This is a genomic window from Thalassotalea euphylliae (assembly GCF_003390395.1).
Classification (GTDB): Bacteria; Pseudomonadota; Gammaproteobacteria; order Enterobacterales; family Alteromonadaceae; genus Thalassotalea_F; species Thalassotalea_F euphylliae_C.
The window spans coordinates 3,017,711-3,038,132 of the sequence record NZ_QUOV01000001.1; the positions used below are offsets into that span (position 1 = coordinate 3,017,711).

General features: G+C 42.2%; 18 protein-coding genes. 7 read left to right on the top strand and 11 right to left on the bottom strand.

Features of this window, described 5'->3' with window-relative positions; translation table 11 throughout:
* Both DXX92_RS13340 and DXX92_RS13345 read left to right on the top strand, forming a co-directional pair.
* Complete coding sequence (locus DXX92_RS13340) at window positions 1–366, top strand: phasin family protein (RefSeq protein WP_116000892.1); 366 nt, start codon at window positions 1–3, stop codon at window positions 364–366.
* Between the two features lie 57 nt (window positions 367–423).
* Window positions 424–981, top strand: a complete 558-nt coding sequence (locus DXX92_RS13345) for a hypothetical protein (protein WP_116000893.1) — start codon at window positions 424–426, stop codon at window positions 979–981.
* 293 nt (window positions 982–1,274) lie between these two features.
* Here the strand turns inward: DXX92_RS13345 and DXX92_RS13350 are convergent, their stop codons facing one another.
* Together DXX92_RS13350 and DXX92_RS13355 are read right to left on the bottom strand one after the other, a co-directional pair.
* Window positions 1,275–2,174 carry a PhzF family phenazine biosynthesis protein gene (locus DXX92_RS13350; protein WP_116000894.1) on the bottom strand — a complete coding sequence of 300 codons (900 nt, stop codon included), beginning with the start codon at window positions 2,172–2,174 and terminating at the stop codon, window positions 1,275–1,277.
* A gap of 244 nt (window positions 2,175–2,418) precedes the next feature.
* Entirely contained in the window at window positions 2,419–3,906 is a 1,488-nt protein-coding gene (locus DXX92_RS13355) for a DUF3336 domain-containing protein (RefSeq protein ID WP_116002430.1), read from the bottom strand.
* A gap of 432 nt (window positions 3,907–4,338) precedes the next feature.
* Here DXX92_RS13355 and DXX92_RS13360 point away from each other — a divergent pair, with 432 nt between their 5' ends.
* From DXX92_RS13360 to DXX92_RS13370, 3 genes are all read left to right on the top strand, one after another.
* Complete coding sequence (locus DXX92_RS13360; protein ID WP_116000895.1) at window positions 4,339–5,556, top strand: DUF445 domain-containing protein; 1,218 nt, start codon at window positions 4,339–4,341, stop codon at window positions 5,554–5,556.
* 78 nt (window positions 5,557–5,634) lie between these two features.
* Window positions 5,635–6,318 carry a TetR/AcrR family transcriptional regulator gene (locus tag DXX92_RS13365; protein ID WP_116000896.1) on the top strand — a complete coding sequence of 228 codons (684 nt, stop codon included), beginning with the start codon at window positions 5,635–5,637 and terminating at the stop codon, window positions 6,316–6,318.
* A 173-nt stretch (window positions 6,319–6,491) separates the two neighbouring features.
* Window positions 6,492–7,952 carry a wax ester/triacylglycerol synthase domain-containing protein gene (locus DXX92_RS13370; RefSeq protein ID WP_116000897.1) on the top strand — a complete coding sequence of 487 codons (1,461 nt, stop codon included), beginning with the start codon at window positions 6,492–6,494 and terminating at the stop codon, window positions 7,950–7,952.
* Between the two features lie 350 nt (window positions 7,953–8,302).
* On the opposite strand, the gene DXX92_RS13375 is transcribed toward DXX92_RS13370, so the two are convergent.
* Both DXX92_RS13375 and fabB read right to left on the bottom strand, forming a co-directional pair.
* Complete coding sequence (locus tag DXX92_RS13375) at window positions 8,303–9,043, bottom strand: hypothetical protein (RefSeq protein WP_147301963.1); 741 nt, start codon at window positions 9,041–9,043, stop codon at window positions 8,303–8,305.
* Window positions 9,044–9,354: 311 nt separating this feature from the next.
* The gene (gene fabB, locus DXX92_RS13380; protein WP_116000899.1) at window positions 9,355–10,569 is read right to left on the bottom strand and encodes a beta-ketoacyl-ACP synthase I; all 1,215 of its coding nucleotides are present in this window, start codon (window positions 10,567–10,569) and stop codon (window positions 9,355–9,357) included.
* A 248-nt stretch (window positions 10,570–10,817) separates the two neighbouring features.
* Here fabB and mnmC point away from each other — a divergent pair, with 248 nt between their 5' ends.
* Complete coding sequence (gene mnmC, locus DXX92_RS13385; protein WP_245961482.1) at window positions 10,818–12,869, top strand: bifunctional tRNA (5-methylaminomethyl-2-thiouridine)(34)-methyltransferase MnmD/FAD-dependent 5-carboxymethylaminomethyl-2-thiouridine(34) oxidoreductase MnmC; 2,052 nt, start codon at window positions 10,818–10,820, stop codon at window positions 12,867–12,869.
* 20 nt (window positions 12,870–12,889) lie between these two features.
* On the opposite strand, the gene DXX92_RS13390 is transcribed toward mnmC, so the two are convergent.
* From DXX92_RS13390 to nhaA, 4 genes are all read right to left on the bottom strand, one after another.
* Window positions 12,890–13,162, bottom strand: a complete 273-nt coding sequence (locus DXX92_RS13390) for a YfcL family protein (protein WP_245961483.1) — start codon at window positions 13,160–13,162, stop codon at window positions 12,890–12,892.
* A 64-nt stretch (window positions 13,163–13,226) separates the two neighbouring features.
* Window positions 13,227–14,384, bottom strand: coding sequence for an ATP-NAD kinase family protein (locus DXX92_RS13395; RefSeq protein WP_116000901.1), 1,158 nt, complete (start codon window positions 14,382–14,384; stop codon window positions 13,227–13,229).
* 10 nt (window positions 14,385–14,394) lie between these two features.
* Window positions 14,395–14,928 carry an elongation factor P hydroxylase gene (locus DXX92_RS13400; RefSeq protein ID WP_116000902.1) on the bottom strand — a complete coding sequence of 178 codons (534 nt, stop codon included), beginning with the start codon at window positions 14,926–14,928 and terminating at the stop codon, window positions 14,395–14,397.
* Between the two features lie 134 nt (window positions 14,929–15,062).
* Window positions 15,063–16,247 carry a Na+/H+ antiporter NhaA gene (nhaA, locus tag DXX92_RS13405; RefSeq protein WP_116000903.1) on the bottom strand — a complete coding sequence of 395 codons (1,185 nt, stop codon included), beginning with the start codon at window positions 16,245–16,247 and terminating at the stop codon, window positions 15,063–15,065.
* 227 nt (window positions 16,248–16,474) lie between these two features.
* Between nhaA and DXX92_RS13410 the strand changes: the two genes are divergently transcribed.
* Window positions 16,475–16,948 carry an Lrp/AsnC family transcriptional regulator gene (locus DXX92_RS13410; protein ID WP_116000904.1) on the top strand — a complete coding sequence of 158 codons (474 nt, stop codon included), beginning with the start codon at window positions 16,475–16,477 and terminating at the stop codon, window positions 16,946–16,948.
* A gap of 217 nt (window positions 16,949–17,165) precedes the next feature.
* Here DXX92_RS13410 and DXX92_RS13415 read toward each other — a convergent pair whose 3' ends face one another.
* From DXX92_RS13415 to dnaJ, 3 genes are all read right to left on the bottom strand, one after another.
* On the bottom strand, window positions 17,166–17,834 hold the full coding sequence (locus DXX92_RS13415; protein WP_116000905.1) for a hypothetical protein: 669 nt from the start codon (window positions 17,832–17,834) through the stop codon (window positions 17,166–17,168).
* Between the two features lie 323 nt (window positions 17,835–18,157).
* The gene (locus tag DXX92_RS13420) at window positions 18,158–18,925 is read right to left on the bottom strand and encodes a hypothetical protein (protein WP_116000906.1); all 768 of its coding nucleotides are present in this window, start codon (window positions 18,923–18,925) and stop codon (window positions 18,158–18,160) included.
* Between the two features lie 139 nt (window positions 18,926–19,064).
* A complete protein-coding gene (gene dnaJ, locus DXX92_RS13425) occupies window positions 19,065–20,207 on the bottom strand; it encodes a molecular chaperone DnaJ (protein ID WP_116000907.1) in 1,143 nt (380 codons plus the stop codon).
* Window positions 20,208–20,422 lie beyond the last annotated feature (215 nt).

A 20,422-nucleotide genomic window follows, 5' to 3' on the forward strand; every position in this document is an offset into this window, starting at 1 on the left:
ATGTCAACAATCGACACAATTAAAGATAAAGTAAACCAAGCTGAAGAGTTAGCTCGCAAAATCTGGTTAGCTGGCATTGGTGCATACGGTAAAGGTTTTGACGAAGCGCAAGGCCAATATGAAAAACTAAACACTGAAGCAACTAAAATGTTCAACGAACTTGTTGAAAAAGGTGAGAAGTTAGAAGCGGACGCTAAAGAAAAGTACAAAACCGAGAAAGAAAACGTTAAAACAAACGTTGAAACTCGCGTTAGCGAAGTACGTGCTAAGTTAGGCTTAGACAACGACGACACCAACAAAAAAATCGAAGAGCTTTCAGCTAAAATTGACACCTTAACAGAAGCGTTAGGTAAGCTTGAAAAGTAAATTTGTTTAAGAACTGACCGCCTAGGCTGTCAGTTCTTGTCATTTTAGGAGTCTAGTATGAGCAAAATAAAGGATTTAGAAAAAGCGAGTCGCCAAGCGCTTTACGCTACAGTTGGCGGTTACGCCAAAGGCTGGGAATATATTTCCAACAAAGTGGCAGTAACCTTGGACGACACCAACAAGTTTGTAAATGACTTGATTGAAAGCGGCGAAAAAATCGAATCGGATTTAAAAGAGAAAGTTAAAAGCAACAACCAGCTTGACGAAAAAATTGCGAGCTTAAAAAGCAAGCTAGGTATTGATTCAGATGCTGATGCAAAACTTGCTGAGTTAGAAGCAAAAGTTGATGCCTTGACTGAAGCTATCACTAAACTGGTCGACGCTCGTTTAGCAGAAGTCACCGCTGCACCGAAAACAACAACTAAAGCAGCAACGGCAAAAGCAACGCCTGCGCCAGCAAAAAAAGCTGTTGCGACAAAAGCTGATGCAGAACCTGCAACAAAAGCGACAACGCGTAAAACAACCGCGAGAAAGCCAGCTACTGCGAAAAAAGCAACAACAACCAAAAGAACAACGCGAGCTTCAACCGCAAAAGCTAAACCAGTTACCGAATAGTAAACACTTTGCGATTTGAGAGCTATTTGAAAGCTTAGTAAATGCTAACGAAACTTGTTCTGCAGCTATGTACTACGGTAAGTTGTGTAACTAGATTAAAAATCAAGCGATTATGGCAAATTTATGGTCATTCACAGTGTCACCATTCAGTGCCAATGGGGTGCAGTTTTGGGTAAATCAGCATTAATTTACTGAAATATTGTGCTAATCAGCAAGTGCAATATTGCCCAATATCCCCCTCTTTTTTCTTCCATTTTTCACTGGAAGCGATGTTATTTAGAAAATTATATTACTTAGGTTGTTTCTAACACCTGTTTTGCTTTATGAAGAGTGATTTCCTTTCTGCCAATTTTTTCAGCAAAGCCACCAACACTGACCTTCTGAACACCTAGCTCACTTGACTCAACTGACGCTATAATTTTAGACGTTCGCCCCATAAGTCGCCCCTGTTCAAAGGTAAAACGATTAACATGGGAGCCAGAAAGATACTTAGTTAAATAACATGCTAATGCCCCACTCGCACTACTTGTCGCTGCCTCCTCCGAAATGCCATAAAGCGGTGCAAAGTTTCGACAATTTGCAGTCACTGTGTTTGTCTTGTCACATAATTCAAAGGCATGAATGCCAATGACTTCATGCTTTTTACAAAAGTCACTAGTTATTGGCTCGTTAACTTCAATTTTATCGAGATACCCATATGGCAAAGCTACAATAATGTCAGGTAAGCCTGTTGAAACAATCTCGATTGGTAACAGAGTTGACTCAAGTATTGTCGTATCAATTCCGATCAATTCAGAGATAACCTGATAGCTAAGAGTTCCGCGATATTCTGGTAAGCTTTGTTGCATGACGATATGACCATCTGCCTTTATGTTTACCGCAAGCAAACCTGCTTTAGTTCGTTGCAAATAACGCCCTTCAGTGACTATGCCTTCTTGATACAAAGTTGAGAATGCTGCCAACGTAGCGTGACCACAAAAATCAACTTCTCCAGTGACGGTAAAAAAAGACAGTGCAAAATCGACTTCTTCACCTTGAGATACAAATGCCGTTTCTGAGTACCCGATAGCTTGTGCGATTTTTAATTTTTCGTCGTCAGTAAGGTTATCTGCGCCCAACACTACGCCAGCTGGGTTTCCCCCCGTTCCATTGTCGGTAAATGAGCTTACTAAGAACGCTTCAACTTTCTTCAAAATCAATTTCCCACCACAGTTATTTATGAGTGCACATTACTAGGCACCTTCCTTGATTTACAAGCAGAAATTGAAAACAAGCTAGTTAATTTAGCGGGAAGTTTATTCGAAACTTGAAATTTCGTTACTTGCCAGCAGAACAGCAGCTATAAAAAATAAAGTGACTATTTTGCTAGCAAGTAACAATGTTCACATACAAGGGCGCACATTAAGGCACATGTCTAGGAACATATTAAGACATACGTTAAGGTTGCGGCGGCATGCTTGGCCTTTCACCGCCTTGATGGCTCCAATGCAAGCGCAGCTTTTCCTGCTCTCTTAATTGGTTTAGGTACCCTCTAAATGTTTTGCTGATCCGCGTGCTGCGCTCAATTAATGACAATTGACGCCATGTCGCGCGTTCTGCCATATGAGTAAGTGCGTCTATGCTTTCCACGGTTGGGTTCATAAGCAAGTGCTTTAAGTTGGCAATTTTACGACCTGGCAAAATATTAATATCACCAACGTACTGCTGCTCTACAACCGATCTCACCTTGTGGATTGCCATTTTAGCGGTACGACCTGAAACCATGTTTTCAACAACGTCACAGGCGTAAATACTATTAGTTTTAACCATATTCGCGACATGGCGCTTAGTCACCGCAAAAATCCCCTTACTATGCTGCTTAGTGCGCGGCAGAAATGGCACTGCTAACGGGTTAATTTGGCTTACAATACTGTGATTCACACCGTACAAACGAGCCAAGCGATTAAAGGGCATATCTGCCATTACCGAGCCGTCGGCAAACTTGCGATTAGGAATATAAGGCACAATTTCACCCGCGCGATTTTTTGCTTTTAATTGCACTGGTGAGAATAAAAACGGTACGGCACAAGAAGCACGCACAGCCTGGGTGATAATCGCATTGGGTGACGTACGAGCATTTAATAAGCGTGAATATTGATGCAAGTCAGCAGGTGAAACCGTAACGCTTACATGACGCCCTGTTTTTAAATAAGCTTCTTCAAACGTGGTTAAATCGAACAATTCAATTAACGCGTTTTCTAAGTTCGTACTGTCAAACAGCGAATCTTTTAAAAAGCCCTGCCAGACACCCCACTGATGAAAGCGCTCGTAAATAGACTCTGAGGTTAAAATATCGAGTAGTTCATCATCGGTACGCGTAGCGATTAGCGACGCCATAATGGAACCCGCACTAGCCCCCGATATTACATTGGGCATTAAATTGTGTTCAGTTAGCGTGCGAATAACGCCGACATGAAAGAAGCCTAAGCTGGCGCCACCGCTTAACATTAAGCAGCTTTGGCCGTAGGCATGAGCGGTTTCTTCAAAAAATGCCAGTTTATCGTAGAAGTCGACTTCTTCATCTTTGGCATTAAAAATAAACTCCATCGCAGAGCATACTTCATCCAAAAATTCTTCAATCAAGACTTTAGTGCCAATGCGCGCAAAGCGATTAAGCTCAGGGTTGGCAATGTTGCCTAAATTTCCATGAATACCTTCATGCAAAATAAACATTAATCCCGCTGAGTCTTTTTTTGCTTTCGCATCACGAATACGATTAACACGTTTGCGAATCAAGCTGTAATCGTAAAGCTTACACGTCTCTTCTGCGCGCCACTCATCAGCACCAGATAGTCGATCATGCTCTAGGCTGGCCTCTTTATATTCTTGGTAGGTTTTAGCGTTTGCAATGGCAACTTCAACTTCGTTTAACTTTCTATTAGCCATAATACTCATTCGATATCGCTCATCCGCTTGTTAGTTACCCCGAAGTAAACGCGAATTTTCTAGAAATAACCACCTAATATTGGTTATTTTTACTGCGTAATCAGGGCTTTCGTGTGTGTAACTGAAACAAATAAATCTTATTTATGTCATTAATACGACATAAATAAGCTTAAAAATCAGCCATTAACATTAAATTAACTTAATCTCTTAATCAAACTCGCATGTAACGACTGTTTTATGAAAAGTTATTTTTAATCTATTGTTTTTTATTGATTTAAATCATGGTTGAATAAAATTAACCTACCTTAATTGCAATACTAATAGTGGATATAATATATTTTTCGTTGACACTTCATGGCTGAAGTGGTTATGTATTACTTTGTATTTTAAATATGTTTGCAGTCGCAGAGTCAGGATGTACAGCACTTAAGCATGGAATGGATCATTGAGCACCAGTTACTATTATTAATCCCTATTGTCAGTGCGATTGTTGGTTGGCTTACAAATTATCTCGCCGTCAAAATGATGTTTTACCCCATTCAGTTTGTCGGCATCAAAGCACCTTATCTTGGCTGGCAAGGCCTCATCCCGCAAAAACGCAAAGAAATGGCGGAAATATCGGTAGATTTACTACTTGGTAAGTTACTGAGTGTTGAAGACCTAGTTTCTCGTCTCGAGCCAGATAAAATTAGCCAAGCAATAGAGCGACGCCTTAAGCAAGTGCTGAGAAAAATCATCAATGATGTGATGCAAGAATCAGCGCCTAAGGTCTGGGCATCACTACCCGCACAGGGCAAAAATTTAGTCTACGCTCGTGTTGAAGCAGACATTCCCAATGTGGTTGAAAAGCTAGTCAGAGATTTTCAACACAACGCAACCGAGATCCTCGATATCAAAGAATTAGTCGTTGATTACCTAATCGCCCATCCTGCCCTTATCAACGAAATATTTTTAACCGCTGGCAACAAAGAATTCCCTTTTATTATCCGCTCAGGTTTGTATTTTGGTTTCCTGCTAGGCATTCCGACCATGGTGTGTTGGTACTTCTTCCAAGATTGGTGGATTTTACCGCTTGGTGGGCTGCTGGTCGGCTACCTCACTAACTGGATCGCCCTACAAATCATTTTTGAACCTAAAGATCCTATAAAAGTTGGTCCTTGGAATCTGCAAGGCATGTTTTTAAAGCGCCAAGATGAAGTTGCTAAAGTGTACTCACATCTGATTGAGCGCAAACTGATGAATTCGGAAAACATAATCAGTACAGTGCTATATGGCTCTGGCGCAGAGCAACTTTGGGAGCTTGTTGAACTGCATGTCAATGACGCCATAGAACGCTATGTTGCTATCGGCCAACCTTATATTGGTCTTGGCTTAGGTGCTGATAATTATTTCAAAATGAAGGCGCTCGCGGTAAAACGCATTTTTGATAGCTCAGAAAAATTCTTGCTTTATATGCACGATTACGCCGATTCGGCACTCAATATTGGCGATGATTTACGCGAGAAAATGCAGTCGTTGTCTCCTGCAGAGTTTGAAAATGTGCTGCGTCCGGCATACAAGCAAGACGAGTGGAAATTGATTGTCACGGGCTCTGTACTAGGTGGCTTAGCTGGCATAATACAGCTGATGTATATTTTTATGCCAACATAACAATGTAAGCCTATGCTCAATAAAGGACGTTGACTAGGATAAGTATGAAATAGGGGTTCTGATAATGGATAAAGAACAATGAAAACAGCAGAAAAAATTCTGCTGACCAGCCTAGAGCTATTTAACCAGCAGGGAGAAGCGAATGTCACCTGTGTCGACATCGCGCTTGAGTTGGATATTAGTCCTGGCAATTTGTACTACCACTTCCGTGGTAAGGAAGTGATTGTCAGCGCGCTGTTTGATATTTATCTCGCTAAAACGAGTAAAATATTAGTTTCTCCCAGTAGCGACAAACTCACCATTGAAAGCTTCTTTTATTACCTATACCAATTATTAGAAAGCGGTAACATTTATCGATTCATCTACCGCAATCCAACCGATTTAATTCTGAAATATCCAGCGATTTCTCGTAATTTCAATAAACTACTTAAAAGCAAAGAACAGGCTGTGGCCGCCATTCTCGATCATTTTCAAGAGCAGCAAATTCTCCAAGCCGCACCTGAGCAGCGACGATCGCTAACGCAATTAATCACACTTATTTTCACCCAATCGCAAAATTATTTTCACTTAACCAGCAAAGACGTGGCGATGGAAGACGCCAGTTTGCAAAGTCTTGGTTGGATTTATCAAGCGATTGCGCCTTACTTAACACTAGATGAGCAAGAACGCGCTGATGCCATTGCCGCGGTAAGTCGGCAGGCAGCAAACTCTAGTGATGAACAGCAAGGCGAAAATTTTTTAGAGAAGCTCGCCACTTCTTGACCTGCTATTGTCATTCGTTTGGCGCCAAGTGCACCGATGATGAAGGTGGCAACGATTAATCGGCAAATAAATAGCAATTAGTAAAAAAGTAATTGGCAAACAAAAGCATGTAGCAAAAAGTAAATTGGCAAACAAAAAGCATGTAGTAAACCCATAACTAAGAGGAAGTTATTATGGCAAAAAGATTATCCTTACTAGATCGCTCGTTTTGGCTCACCGAGACAACTGATAACCCTAAACACGTCGCGTGTTTACAAATATTAACTAAGCCAGAAGGCGCGGCTGACGATTATTGTCAGCAGCTTGCCAATAAGTTACGGCAACACGATCAAGGGGTTGCGCCTTATAATCAGCGGGTTATTGCATTTGGCCATATCGCGCTTAGGTTTAAAGCGGTAACCAGCCTTAACATGGAGTACCACGTTAAGTTTCATCAAGTTGAGGATATCAAAGACAAAGTCGCGCTACACAATTTCACCGCCAAGCTACATGAGCCTATGCTTGATCGTGATAAGCCGTTGTGGCAACTGCATATTATTGAAGCACCAGACAGTCAAGAGTTTGCCATTTACTTCAAAATTCATCATATGTATGGCGACGGCGCATCACTGATCACTTGGTTACAAGCTGCATATCCAAAAAGTGCCGACGAAGAGTTTATTCCGTTTTGGGCAAAACCACGAGAATCAAAGCCAAGAGTGGCACAAAACCCATTTGCAGTAGCGGTCAAAGCACTTTGGCTCAGTTTAGTGACCGTTGTTAACTTAGGCATTATTACCTTCTTTTTACTGCTGAAGATCTTGCGAATAAACCCTGTTTATATGCCAATTCCGTTTGCAGGCACTAAAACCATGCTAACAGGTCAAGTTACAGCTGGCAGAGTGGTAGCTACCACCCACTTGGACTTTACTGAGGTCAAGAAGTTGGCTATTCAACTCAGAGCATCCGTGAATGAAGTCTTTCTTTGTTGCTTTGATATCGGCGTCCATAAATTCTTAAAAGATCATGGTCAGCAATTTGGTCGGCCACTGATCACGCAAATGCCGATCAACTTGCGCCGCCCCGGAGAAGCCGCTGGTGGTAATAAAATTGCCATTTTGCCAGTACAGCTCGCTTATGGCCAAAAAGACCCATATCGACGCTTACGTCAAATTATTGAAAATCACAGCATAGTGAAAAAAGTAGCACGCCGTATCAACCCAGCAGCACTGACGGCTTACACTATTGTAATTCAAGGGTTTGCGTTAGTTTTTGAAGCGTTAAAGCTGTCAGATTTGCATCGCCCCATTGGTAACATTTTGATTTCCAATGTACCAGGCCCAAGACAAGACCTTTACTTTGGTGGTAGTCGCGTTAATAACTTTTACCCAATCTCGGTGTTAACGCCAGGTGGTGGCGTTAACATCACGCTACTGACTTACCGCGATAAAGCAGAAATAGGTTTAGTATGCTCTGACAGAAAAATTAAATCTCTCGAGCCGCTTGCTAGCTATTTTCAAGAGGCATTTGAACTCTTATCAGACAGTGTTAACAACCCTGAGTTAACCACTGATGATCTTGGCGAGTTAGCTAGATTTGGCTCACAATGCGTGATTGAAGACGAATTTCAGGACAACAAGGTGAATGTTGCCTAACGGGTATGCTACTCACACATAATGCCCCTTATGTGCGCCTTGTGTGCGTTGTTTTGCATCACTGGCGTTGAATCCAAACAGGCATTCAATTTACCACTTCCTCTATTTGAAAGGGTTAACTTAAGTTAACCCTTTTTTATGCCAATAGAATTAATGAATTGATCAATTGTGGGGAGGGAAAAAGGTTAATAAACACAGGCTTTATGCTCACTGTAAAACCTAAGTAACTGCACCTATATAGGCAAGCGTTATTTTTTGGTAACTAGTTAGTTGCTCTAATTTCAAAAATAACAACCTAGCTAATGAGCGTTTTACCATGCCAGAAAGATTAAGTAATAATGAAATGGGTATTAGTCTAAATGAAACTTAAACACTAAGTGTCCATCTTCAACTGCAATATGTTGACCGTATTCAGCAAATATCTGCTCTTCAAAGTCGCTTTCATCAAGCTCGTAAAACCAGTCTTCTTGCTCTACTTTATCGACCAAGGTGTTTTCTATTTCCGGTTTATGATAGTCGAGCACTCGTTGCTTACTGCCTGACGAGTAAAGACTTAGGTAATTCAACAGGTCGTTGGGCACAACGCCTTTAAGCAGCGAAAATGTTAATTGCACAGTACTTAGCAACAAGTATTTGAACGGCTTTGGCATAAACAAGGTCACTAAGTCTGTCGTTGAGCCAATAAAAGCATAATCATCGTTCACTAAGCGAATCTCAGCCAGTTGCATGTCTCGAATTCGAATCACGCGCTCTTCGATGTCGAAATAAGGCAGCACGCTGCCTGTTGCGACTAAATGTGCGCGATAAATATCACGCTGCGCGACACTAATATTCATGGCACAAAGCAGTTGAATATGCAGTTTGTCTTGCGCTAAGGGCATCGTCAGCTCAGCATTAAGTATTGTCAGCTCTCCCTGACTATTAGCGATAGGCAATGGGATGGTTTGTGGAAAGTTGGCAGCGAGCAACTCATTTAACTCTTCTTGGCTATAACGAGCCGCTTTAAGCCACTTAAAACGCATCGCGAGCTTAATGGCTAGCCGAGTGAAATAGAGTTTGCATTTCTGCCAATGAGTTTGTTGTTCCTGCACAGTCCGTCCATCAAACAAATAAGACTAACCTCATGATACTAAATCAATTTTGATTGGGATATCAGCAATCGAGTGATTTTCGGTATTTCTCTAGAAACAGTGACTATACAAACAAGAGACGGTGCAGTTTGCAATAAATGAACAAGGCAGTGAACTGCGCTTCATTTTGAGGGGGCGTTATTGTTAAAAAGCCCCGTAACCCATAAGAATTGGGCTAACGAGGCTTACGTTACGGTTTAGTATCAAGCTTATAAACTATAAAATTAAGCGACTAAACCGACGCTACCTTTACAGGTGAAAAGCTAATCCACTTATGACTGATATTTTTTCATCACAAGTGTTGAGTTCGTGCCACCAAAACCAAAGCTGTTTGACATCACTAAGTTCAGCTCTGCATCTTGCGCTTCAGTAACGATGTTTAAGCCCTGTGCTTCTTCATCTAGGTTGTTGACATTGATTGATGGTGCAACAAAGTTGTTTTCCATCATCAAGATTGAGTAAATAGCTTCGTGCACGCCAGCAGCGCCAAGTGCGTGGCCAGTCATGGCTTTAGTTGCACTGATCATCGGCGATTTTTCACCAAATACTTGTTGAATCGCGCCTAGCTCTTTCACATCACCAACAGGCGTTGAAGTGCCATGGGTGTTTAAGTAATCAATGTCACCTTCTACATCTTGCATTGCCATTTCCATACAACGCACAGCGCCTTCACCACTTGGTGCCACCATGTCGTAACCATCTGAAGTTGCGCCATAGCCCACTATTTCAGCATAAATATGGGCACCACGTGCAAGCGCGTGTTCAAGTTCTTCTACCACGACCATACCGCCGCCACCTGAAATAACAAAGCCATCGCGATCGGCATCATAAGTGCGAGAAGCTTGCTCGGGTGTTTCGTTGTACTTGGTAGATAAAGCGCCCATGCCATCAAACATCATGGCAAGTGACCAATCTACTTCTTCACCACCGCCCGCAAATACGATGTCTTGCTTACCTAACTGAATAAGCTCCATTGCATGACCAATACAGTGCGCAGATGTTGCACAAGCGGAACTAATTGAATAGTTCACACCAAGAATTTTGAACGGTGTCGCTAAACACGCAGAAATCGTGCTCGACATGGTTTTAGGCACAGCATAAGGGCCAACACGTTTAACGCCCTTTTCACGTAAAGTATCAGCTGACGAAACCACGTTTGCCGATGATGCGCCACCAGAGCCCGCAACAATGCCAGTGCGAATATTTGAAACTTGTTCTGGTGTTAATTTTGCGTCTTCAATGGCTTGATTCATTGCAATGTATGCGTAAGCAGAGGCATCGCCCATAAAACGCATCGCTTTGCGATCAATGTGGTCTTTTAAGGTAATTTCTGGTTTGCCCCAAACTTGGCTGCGCAAGCCAACTTCGGCGAAGCTTTCTGAGCGAGTAATACCAGAGCGCCCTGTTTTTAATGATGTTAAAACTTCCTTGGCGTCATTACCTATACTTGATACAACACCCAATCCTGTGATCACGACACGTTTCATTTATCTAAACCATAATAATTTGTAAAAACGGGCATATCATAGCGAGTTTTTTTACTCAGGCTGGTCTATCCAGTGTACAAATGTACGCTGAATTATTTTCAACCATGAATAACGTACCTGCTCGCCGATTCACCCAGCGTATTCCAGCATAATTCATCACTGGCGCATTGTCGCTGTTTTTGACAATGACTTTGGCTGTTGTTACGCGTTAAAATATTAATAAGATCGATTCATTCCCAATAGTTCCTGTGACCCAAGCTAGCAACCATCACAACGACAACACGCACAACACGTCTAACGACTCGCCCAAAGACTTTCAAAATATAGCCTATCAAGACAATGGTGCCCCATATTCATTACAGTTTGACGATATTTATTTTGATACTGAATCTGGCTGCCAACAAAGTGAGCAAGTTTTCCTGCGCGGCAACCAAATTAGTGAGCGCCTACTAGAGACAAACACCCCATTGATTATTGGCGAAACAGGCTTTGGCACTGGCTTGAACTTTTTCCTAACCGCCGCAAAAATGCAGCAGCTAATCGCTAAATATGGTGGCGATAAAGTTACAGATGTGCACTTTATTAGTGTTGAAAAATACCCGCTATCTAGTGAGAGTATCAAGCAAAGCTTAGCCATGTGGACTGATTTACAACCACTAATAGCAAAAGTGCTAGCACAATACCCTGATCGCCCGCAGCAACGCTGTGAACTTTCGCTATTTAACAACAAACTCAAATTAACGATTTTATTTGACGATGCAACGCAAGGTTTTGCCAAGCTAAAGCTAGCCAAACACGCCAAAATAAACGCTTGGTACCTCGACGGCTTTTCACCTTCACAAAACTCAGCGATGTGGAGTGAAGCATTATTTGAGCAAATCGCTCGCCTGTCGGCAGAAGATGCAACATTAGCCACCTTTACCGTTGCTGGGTTTGTTCGTCGCCGTCTTACCCAAGTTGGTTTTCGCGTTGCCAAGAAAAAGACCGCAGGTAAAAAGAATCAAACCTTAGTGGCGAAGTTTCAACAATCTCCAAATTCTGGCAAAGGGTACTTACTCAGACCCAACCAGCCCAAAGCGCAACACGTGACGATTATCGGTGGTGGCATTGCCGCAGCTTGTTTAACTTATCAGCTTGCCCAGCAAGGGGTAAAAGTTAGTGTAATTTGCAAAGATGAAGCAATTGCACAAGGCGCGTCAAGCAATGCAATTGGCGCCTTGTATCCGCTCATTCATCTACAGCGCGACGAGATTAGTGAATTCTATGTACACGCATTAGCTAGGGCTCGCACTTTTTATGATGAACTAGTTGCCCAAGGTTACGACTTTGCTCACGCTTGGTGCGGCTTACTTGAGCTTTCATACAAAGAGGCTTTACAAAAGCGCCAAGAAAAATTTGCGAGTGCGCCTGTATGGCCGCACGATATTATTCACAGTTTAGACGCGCAGCAAGCCTCACAAATTGCCGGTGTAACCCTCACCAACGGCGGCATGTTTATTCCTCAGGCTGGCTGGATTGCACCCGCTGAGCTCGTCAAGGCACTGTTTGACGCAGCCAGTAAGATTGGCCAAGTGAAAATTCGTACCAATACCAAGGTCGAGCAGTTAACCCAACTTGACGACCAGCGCTGGCAACTGCAAACCAATAAGGGAGAGCTTATCGCATCGACATTGGTCGTTTGTGGTGGCGCTGATAGCGATCAACTCACGCCGATCAACGAACTGCCGCAATACCCTGTGCGTGGCCAAGTTTCTGAAGTCGCTATTGCGAGCCCCGATCATCAATTAAACACAGTGATCTGCCATAAAGGCTATATGACACCGGCTAATAACGAAAAATTCTGCATTGGTGCCACGTTTGACAAAAACGACAGAGATATTGAGGTTCGCAGCGTAGATGATACCTACAATATCGAGATGATAAGCCAAAGCATGCCAGAGCTTGAAACTATTGATCAAAGCAGTATCGTTGGTCAAAAGGCTCGTTTAAGAGCAATGACGCCAGATCATTTACCGATTGCCGGCCCAATGCCGAAAACGGACCAGTACCCTGCTTTGTATGGAAAATTGGCACAAGATAAGAACTGGAAAATCAATTCACCAGCTCCTTATTACGCAAACCTTTATGTAATTTCAGGGCTTGGTGCTCGCGGGTTGTGTTCAGCACCGTTAGTGAGCGATATGTTAGTGGCTGATTTATGCAACCAGCCCTACCCTTTGCCTAGTAAAATGCGTTTTAATTTGGCCGCTAATCGCTTTGTTATTAAAGACATTATCAAAGGTAAGTACGCTACGAGTTGAGCTTTTAAAATTAGAAATTCTTAGAGTGAAAAACTCGTCAGTAGAGACTGCCAATAGTTGCTAACAATCACTTGATCTTGTGGCGAAAGCTCAGCTTTCGCTTTGCTTAGCTGCGCTGTCACACTGGTTGCTAACTGACTGCTAAGCGGTTGTGACTCATCACCCGATTCGCTCGCCACCAAAGCAATAAAGCCTCGAATATAGCTAGAAGCAAAAAGCGTATCGGCATCTGCATCATGCTCTGCCAGTTGGTCAAAATGAAGATATAACTCTGAAAGATTAGCGAACGTCACAATTTGCTCCGAATAAAACTTAAAAATATTGATGTTGAGGATTGAGAATTAGGCACTCTGCCGATCAAAGCGGGCTAGCAACAGGGTATAACACTTGGTCACGATAGCCAGTCACAATCGGTAAATAACCAGCTAAAGCCTGATCGAGCTCATCATCACCAGTGTCAGCAATTAGCGGCCTTGCATTTAAGCTAGCTAGTTTCGTTTTGGTCGCCACAATAATAATATTGTCTTTCCCCACTGCCTTGATTATGCGTGGACTAAGCTGCTGATTACCTCGGCCAAAAATATGCCCTTGACCACCTATCACAGTAATTACCAACTTAATTGGCTCGTCACTCGTTGCTTGATGTTGCTGCACAAACGCCCACAATTCTGGTTCAGTTACATCACTAGCTATCACCGTTTCACTTTGAACTAGATCGACACCCAGTAGCGTATTGTCGATTCCCATTTCATCCATAATGGCTGCTGTTGTTGAGCCTGAACCAATAACAGCGAGGCTGTCATCGAGTTCATCAATCACATGTGCAGCAATATCTTGCAAAACAAGCTCGTCTGATTCTTTCCCCCCCGCTTTAACGGCCTGCACGTATCGCAGCTCCATCGGAATTTGCATTTCACCATAACGTTTGGCTTTGACAACACCGTCGCGAAACAAGCTTTCATCAATATCCATCACGTCGGCATCCGTTAACGTAACCAGTTGATTAGTTACCATCATCTCAACAATACGGCCAGCAGCTTTAGGCGTTACCGCATAAACACCGGAATGAATTTTACAACCTGCTGGAATACCCAACACAGGCATATTGTGATTAGCTTGCAACGCTTCAATTTGATGGCAAATATTGCGCGCTGTGCCATCGCCGCCGGCAAATAAAATCAGGTCAACACCTTCAGCAACTAGTGCTGCAACTGTATTTTCGGTATCGCTAGCTGATGATTGCAGTGGCGCTTGGTAAACATTGGTAATACTAAAACCCAATTCCCGAGCGCAGTACTCGCCCATATCACCACTAGCGGTAAATATTTGAATTTGCTCTTGGTATGGTTTTAGTACCGAAAGTGCAGTCGCCGCCCTTTGATTAGCTTTTGCTGTCGCACCAAGTTGCAGTGCTTGCTGTGCTATACCTTCACCATCACTGCCCTTTAATGCAACGCTGCCGCCAATCCCCGCGATAGGATTAACAATAAAGCCTAGCTTGAATGCTTGTTTCATAACTTCCTGCTTATGGTGATACCCTAACGAAATCATGTTCACTGCTAGGCATATTGGTTTGATAGAACTCACATAAGGCTGCCATCAATTGCTGAGCACGAACAGGAAAGCCATCAACGAGATAAGTCTTAACTTGCTCGAACACTGAGTTTTTAAACCCTTGATAGTCAGGCTCAGCGCCGTTGAGGTTATCTGCTGACACTCGGAAATTTTTACCCGCAGCAACACATAACGCCCACTCTACTGCTTGAGGCTTAACCTCAACTTTTTCAAATTCTTTTTGTTGCATTTCAGTTCGACCATCGGGTTCATACCAATAGCCAAAATCTTCCAACAATCTGCGCTCTGGGCCAGCGATGCACCAATGCGCAATTTCATGCAACGCACTGGCATAAAAGCCATGGGCAAAAATAATGCGATGATGATCTACAGTGTCGTCAGCAGGCAAATAAATTGGCTCATCTTTGCCTTTGACCAACTTAGTATTAAATGAATCAAAAAAAGTGTTGTTGAAAATCGAAATGATGTCGTCAATCTGGTGCATTAAACTTTAGGTCTAAAATACGAATACAGCGCTAGCAATATGCTGGAGAATGAAATTTACGGCTATTTTAACGAAAAAACGGCGATAGTGATATCGCCGTTTTTTATTTGAGGTTTGTGATTTCACTAAGTCAACTAGTTAACGGACTTAGTTAATCGACCAACCCCACGTTTAATGATTAAGTAACCCAGTGTACCTGAGATAACTGAACCAATGATAATGCCTAAACGATCTTGGTAAATCATATTTGCACCAGTTTGTTCAAAGGCAAGTGAGCCAATAAATAAACTCATAGTGAAACCAACACCACAAAGCAGTGACGCTCCGTATAGCAAGGTCCAGTTAGTGTTTTCTGGCAACTTAACTAAGCCAGCTTTAATCGCGATAAAACAGAAACCGAAAACACCTAGCTGTTTACCAACAAACAAGCCTAAAATGATTCCAAGCGGAACTGGCGACAATACATCATTCATTCCAACGCCATCTAAATTCACACCTGCGTTAGCAAAGGCAAAGATAGGCAGGATAATAAAGGCCACCATGGCGTGTAAGTTGTGCTCAAGCGATTTTAGTGGTGAAGGCTCACCCTCACGTCCTTTCATTGGAATAAACAATGCCAAGGTTACACCAGCTAATGTCGCATGTACGCCTGATTTTAATACGGCAACCCACAACACAATACCGAAGAAAATATAAGGTGCGGTGTCTCTTACACCACGTTTGTTCAAAATAAACAGCACAACTAAAACGATAGCAGATACCACCAGCGAGGTAATCGATAACTGATCTGTGTAAAACAATGCAATTACAATAATCGCGCCTAGGTCATCAAATATAGCTAGCGAGGTTAAGAATATTTTTAGTTGTAGTGGTACTTTACTACCCACCATGGCCAAAATACCCAAGGCAAAGGCAATATCAGTTGCGGTAGGGATTGCCCAGCCATTTAGCGCTTGTGGGTCTTGATAGTTTAGTCCCGCATAAATGAGTGCCGGCACCGCCATACCACCAATTGCACCGACGGCAGGTAAGGCTATTTGACCAGGCTTTGATAGTTCGCCTTCAAGAAATTCTCGCTTTAGCTCAAGACCAATCAAGAAAAAGAACATTGCCATTAAGCCGTCATTGATCCAAAGTAGTAAAGGCTTAGCAATTTCAAAGCTGCCAATCGCAACCACTACGGGGATGCTCAAGAACATGTCGTAATATTCATTTAGTGGTGAGTTGGCGAGAATAATGGCAATAACAGCGGCAATCATTAAAATAATACCGCTGGCCGCCTCAAGTTTTAAAAAGTCTTGTATCGCTTTTACTGTCATAGTTTACTTCCCTAATACATTTCAAGACATAATATGTCACCAAAAAGTCCATAAGCCAAATAATATTTCAATTTATTTGTATCAACTTCGAAATTAGTGAGCTATATTCGGAATTATTCCTTTATTTAGATATTTGTTCTTATAAGACAAGATTACAACGTCTGACGTATATAATTGAGCAAAAACTCTCGAAAGACAAGAACACAACACAGAGCTTAGACAATATTTTGAAAAAATTAGATGCTATCGACTTAAAAATATTAACAATTTTGTTTAATGACGCGGATATCACGAACAAAGAGCTCGCCGCGAAAATCAATATTGCCCCTTCAACGTGTTTAGAGCGCGTTAAACGTTTAAGGCAAGCAGGAGTGATAAAAAAGGCTTATGTTGATATCAACTTTAAAACTATTGGTGGCAACATTGAGGCTATTGCCGCCATTAAGCTGCAACCCTATTCAGAAGAAATAGTGAACCAGCTACGCGATGATCTTTTACTACTACCTGAAATCGTCAGCCTTTACCACATGGGGGGTATGTACGATTACTATATTCATATGTCGGTTAAAGACAGTGAGCACTTACGTAAATTTGTGTTTGACGCGATTACGTCGCGAGAAGAAGTGCAAACGGTTGAAACGTCTCTAGTATTTGAACATAGTCGCAGCGGCGTATTGCCAAACTTTACAGAAGAAAATTAAAGTCGAAGATTGGTAGAAAAAATAAAGGAGTTAGGAAAACTAACAATTGGTTATATTAAAAGTAGGCGAGAAAAATAGATAAATATATCGTTTTAAATATATGCTAACTTCTTCGTGCGACGCAAAGCTCTAACCTTAAGCTCCAACCTTAAGTTATCACCTAAATTGCGTCGCACTTAAAACACTTAAAAGTACTTAACACACCAAGAAACCAATCTTATTTACCTGCAAAGTCCTCTGTTTCATAGTAAAGCGGCTTCATGGTACCGCAGTGAAGTAGTTTAAATAGCACTTCATTTTCTTTGGCAACAGCACCAGACGTTGCAAACTTTGTTGGACAGCTTGCTTCAAGATCAACATAAACAATATGGTCGTAGCTAGGCGCTTGCTGAATGTGATGAACGTATAAACGCCCTGTTTTACTTCTGTATTCAACAGCGCTGTATTCTTGAATATTGCTTGATGCTTGTAACTCGGTTAGCTCACGTACAAACAAATGCTGGTCGAAATCTAATGTCATCCCCTCGTAAACTAGCATGCCATCACGCTCGTAATGCCCGATATAAACATCACCTTTAACACTAATTTTTTCACCGCGTATTAAGCGTTGTAAATTGAATGACTCAGGCTTTACCGTAACTAGTTCATTGTGCTTAACCAACTGTACTAAATTTACGTCTTTTACTTGCAACTTATAAAGAATTTGATAATTGCCTGGCTTTTCGTACGTTGGCATATGTGAAGCAAAAATATTGGCATTTTTGTTCATTAGTACAATACCGTGAACACCTTCAAAAGCAGGGTCTGGTGGTGGTAATGGTTGCTCTTCAGCAAGAAGCATTGAACTTTGTAATAAGGCGAATAACGAAAATAGAAGTTTGCGCATGTTACTTTCCGGAAAATAAGCCAGTGTTTTAAGACCACTTAGCAAGCAGTGTTATTAAAATTTCGCCAATTCTAATGTATGGCTGCAAAGCTTGTATAGTGACGAATTGTAACCCGATGATCTAGCTTAAGGTTTTCACTAAATAACGCGCCAAATTTAGCTTAGTTCACTTTAATCACACTATTTTTAACGCTAAGCACGCAAACATTGTAATCACCCAAGCATAGCTAGCTTTGCTGAGTTTGCTCGCTATGCCTTGGCTTTGGAAGTGGTAAGGCTTTGATTAGACCACTCAAGCAATGCGCCTCAATTTGAAATTATTCTTAATACTTCATTAATGTGTAGAAAAATTCACCTTGATCATCGATTTGATCAGCGGTCGAATATGAACTTAAGAATCGACTCCATGGCGTTTGCAACATACTATTCATCACCCTTTGCCAGCTATAGCTCGCTAACTCCTTTCCTTTGGCTTCACAAACACCGTTTTTACAGATCACACTGGCAAGTTCTACTTCGTTAGCAAGCGAATGCAATGTCACAAAATCTTGAATTTTCATTTCTAGTTCAAAATCGCGCTCTACTTGGCTGTTTTCCTCAACGTTGCTGTGAAGAGTTGAATACAAGTCTTTCGCTTCTGGCTCTAACGTGCTGAGCATGCTGACATAAGGAGCCTCTGCTGACTCCAATAATTGTTCAAACGAGATAGCTTGCACACGTAGCTGCTCGCCATCACCCTTATCCGCCCCCAGGCCTTCTGCCTGATGAAAATTAGACGAATGATGTGGTGCTTGGGAATGTATTTTGTCGGTTAAAGCCGCTAACTCTTGTTGTAGTCGAGCTATTTGCTTGTCTTTATCAGCGAGGACATCTCTTAATTGTGCTTCGGTCTCTACATTAGATGATAGTGTTGCGTTGGATGGTTTATTCTCAACAATCACATCATTATCAGATTGTTCAGCATAATCGTTAATTGAGGGTATTGTCTTGGCTTTGCCATTATCAATAAGCTCATCTGTTATTGGCAATGTTGATAGCCCATACCCCGTCGCAATACCAAGTAGGCCAGCAAGAATAAATTTGATGTTCATCAGCAGCGTCCTTTCTATTGATTATGATACTTTTTTGATGCTTATCTCATCCCCTCAAATCATATTGCCTGCTTTTTATTTCAAGATCAAAAATCCCGCCGAAGCGGGATTTTTAGAAAGTATTTGTTGGGGCTAGCAATTACGACTTAAGGTCATCGAAGAACTTGCGCACGCCGTCAAAGAAACCCGTTTCTTTTGGGCTATGTTTCTTGCTGCTCGCTTCCATTTTGCTATCTAACTGGCGAAGTAAGTCAACTTGATCACCGGTTAAGTTCACCGGCGTTTCAACCACAACTTTACACATTAAATCGCCCGGGCCTGAACTACGCACTGATTTAACGCCTTTGCCACGTAAGCGAAACATTTTGCCGGTTTGGGTTTCTTTCGGTACCTTAAGTTTTACTTTACCTTCAAGCGTCGGTACTTCAATCTCACCACCAAGTGCTGCGGTAGCAAAACTAATTGGCACTTCACAGTAAAGGTGGTTTTCATCACGCACAAAAATTGGATGATCTTTAACGTTTACTTGTACATATAAGTCACCTGCTGGTGCGCCGTGCTCACCCGCTTCACCTTCGCCAGATAAGCGAATGCGATCACCGGTATCAACACCTGCTGGGATCTTCGCGTTAAGAGTTTTGGTTTTCTGGACACGACCTTGACCATGACAAGCATTACAAGGATCGCTAATTACGCTACCTTTACCGCCACAGGTTGGACAGGTTTGTTGAACCGCAAATAAACCTTGGCGCATTTGCACTTGGCCATGGCCACCACAAGTACCACAAGTTTTAGCAGAAGTACCTTTTTTCGCACCGCTGCCGCCACAAGGCTCACAACTTGCGTAAGTGGGTACTTTAATTTCGACAGATTTACCTTTAACCGCTTCTTCTAGCGTCATTTCTAGGTTGTAACGTAAATCGCTACCACGACGAGCGCGTGAACCGCCACCGCCGCGACGACCACCGCCACCGAAGATATCGCCAAAGACATCACCGAAGATATCGCCAAAGTCAGCGCCGCCGCCGAAGCCGCCACCGCCGCCCATGCCACCTTGTTCAAAGGCTGCGTGACCGTATTGGTCGTAAGCTGCACGTTTTTGGTCGTCGTTTAATACTTCGTAAGCTTCTTTAATTTGCTTAAAGGTTTCTTCTTTTTCTTTGTCACCTTGCGTACGGTCTGGGTGGTACTTCATCGCAAGGCGTTTGTAAGCCTTTTTAATGTCACGTTCCGACGCGTCTTTTGATACGCCTAATAACTCATAATAATCACGTTTTGACATAGCTTTAATTCTTTACTGTTACTTCAAATTTTCGAAAATTAATTGGTTTACTGGCTTTGTTATTTAAACACCAAGTTTAATCAACATAACTAACCATCAAACAAATTAACTTTAGTTTTTAATAATCATTAGTGGTTTAAACAAAACAAAGCGTCGAATACCGACGCTTTATTATTTCTGTTCGCTTTATTTACCCTTAAAACTCAAATGGAGAA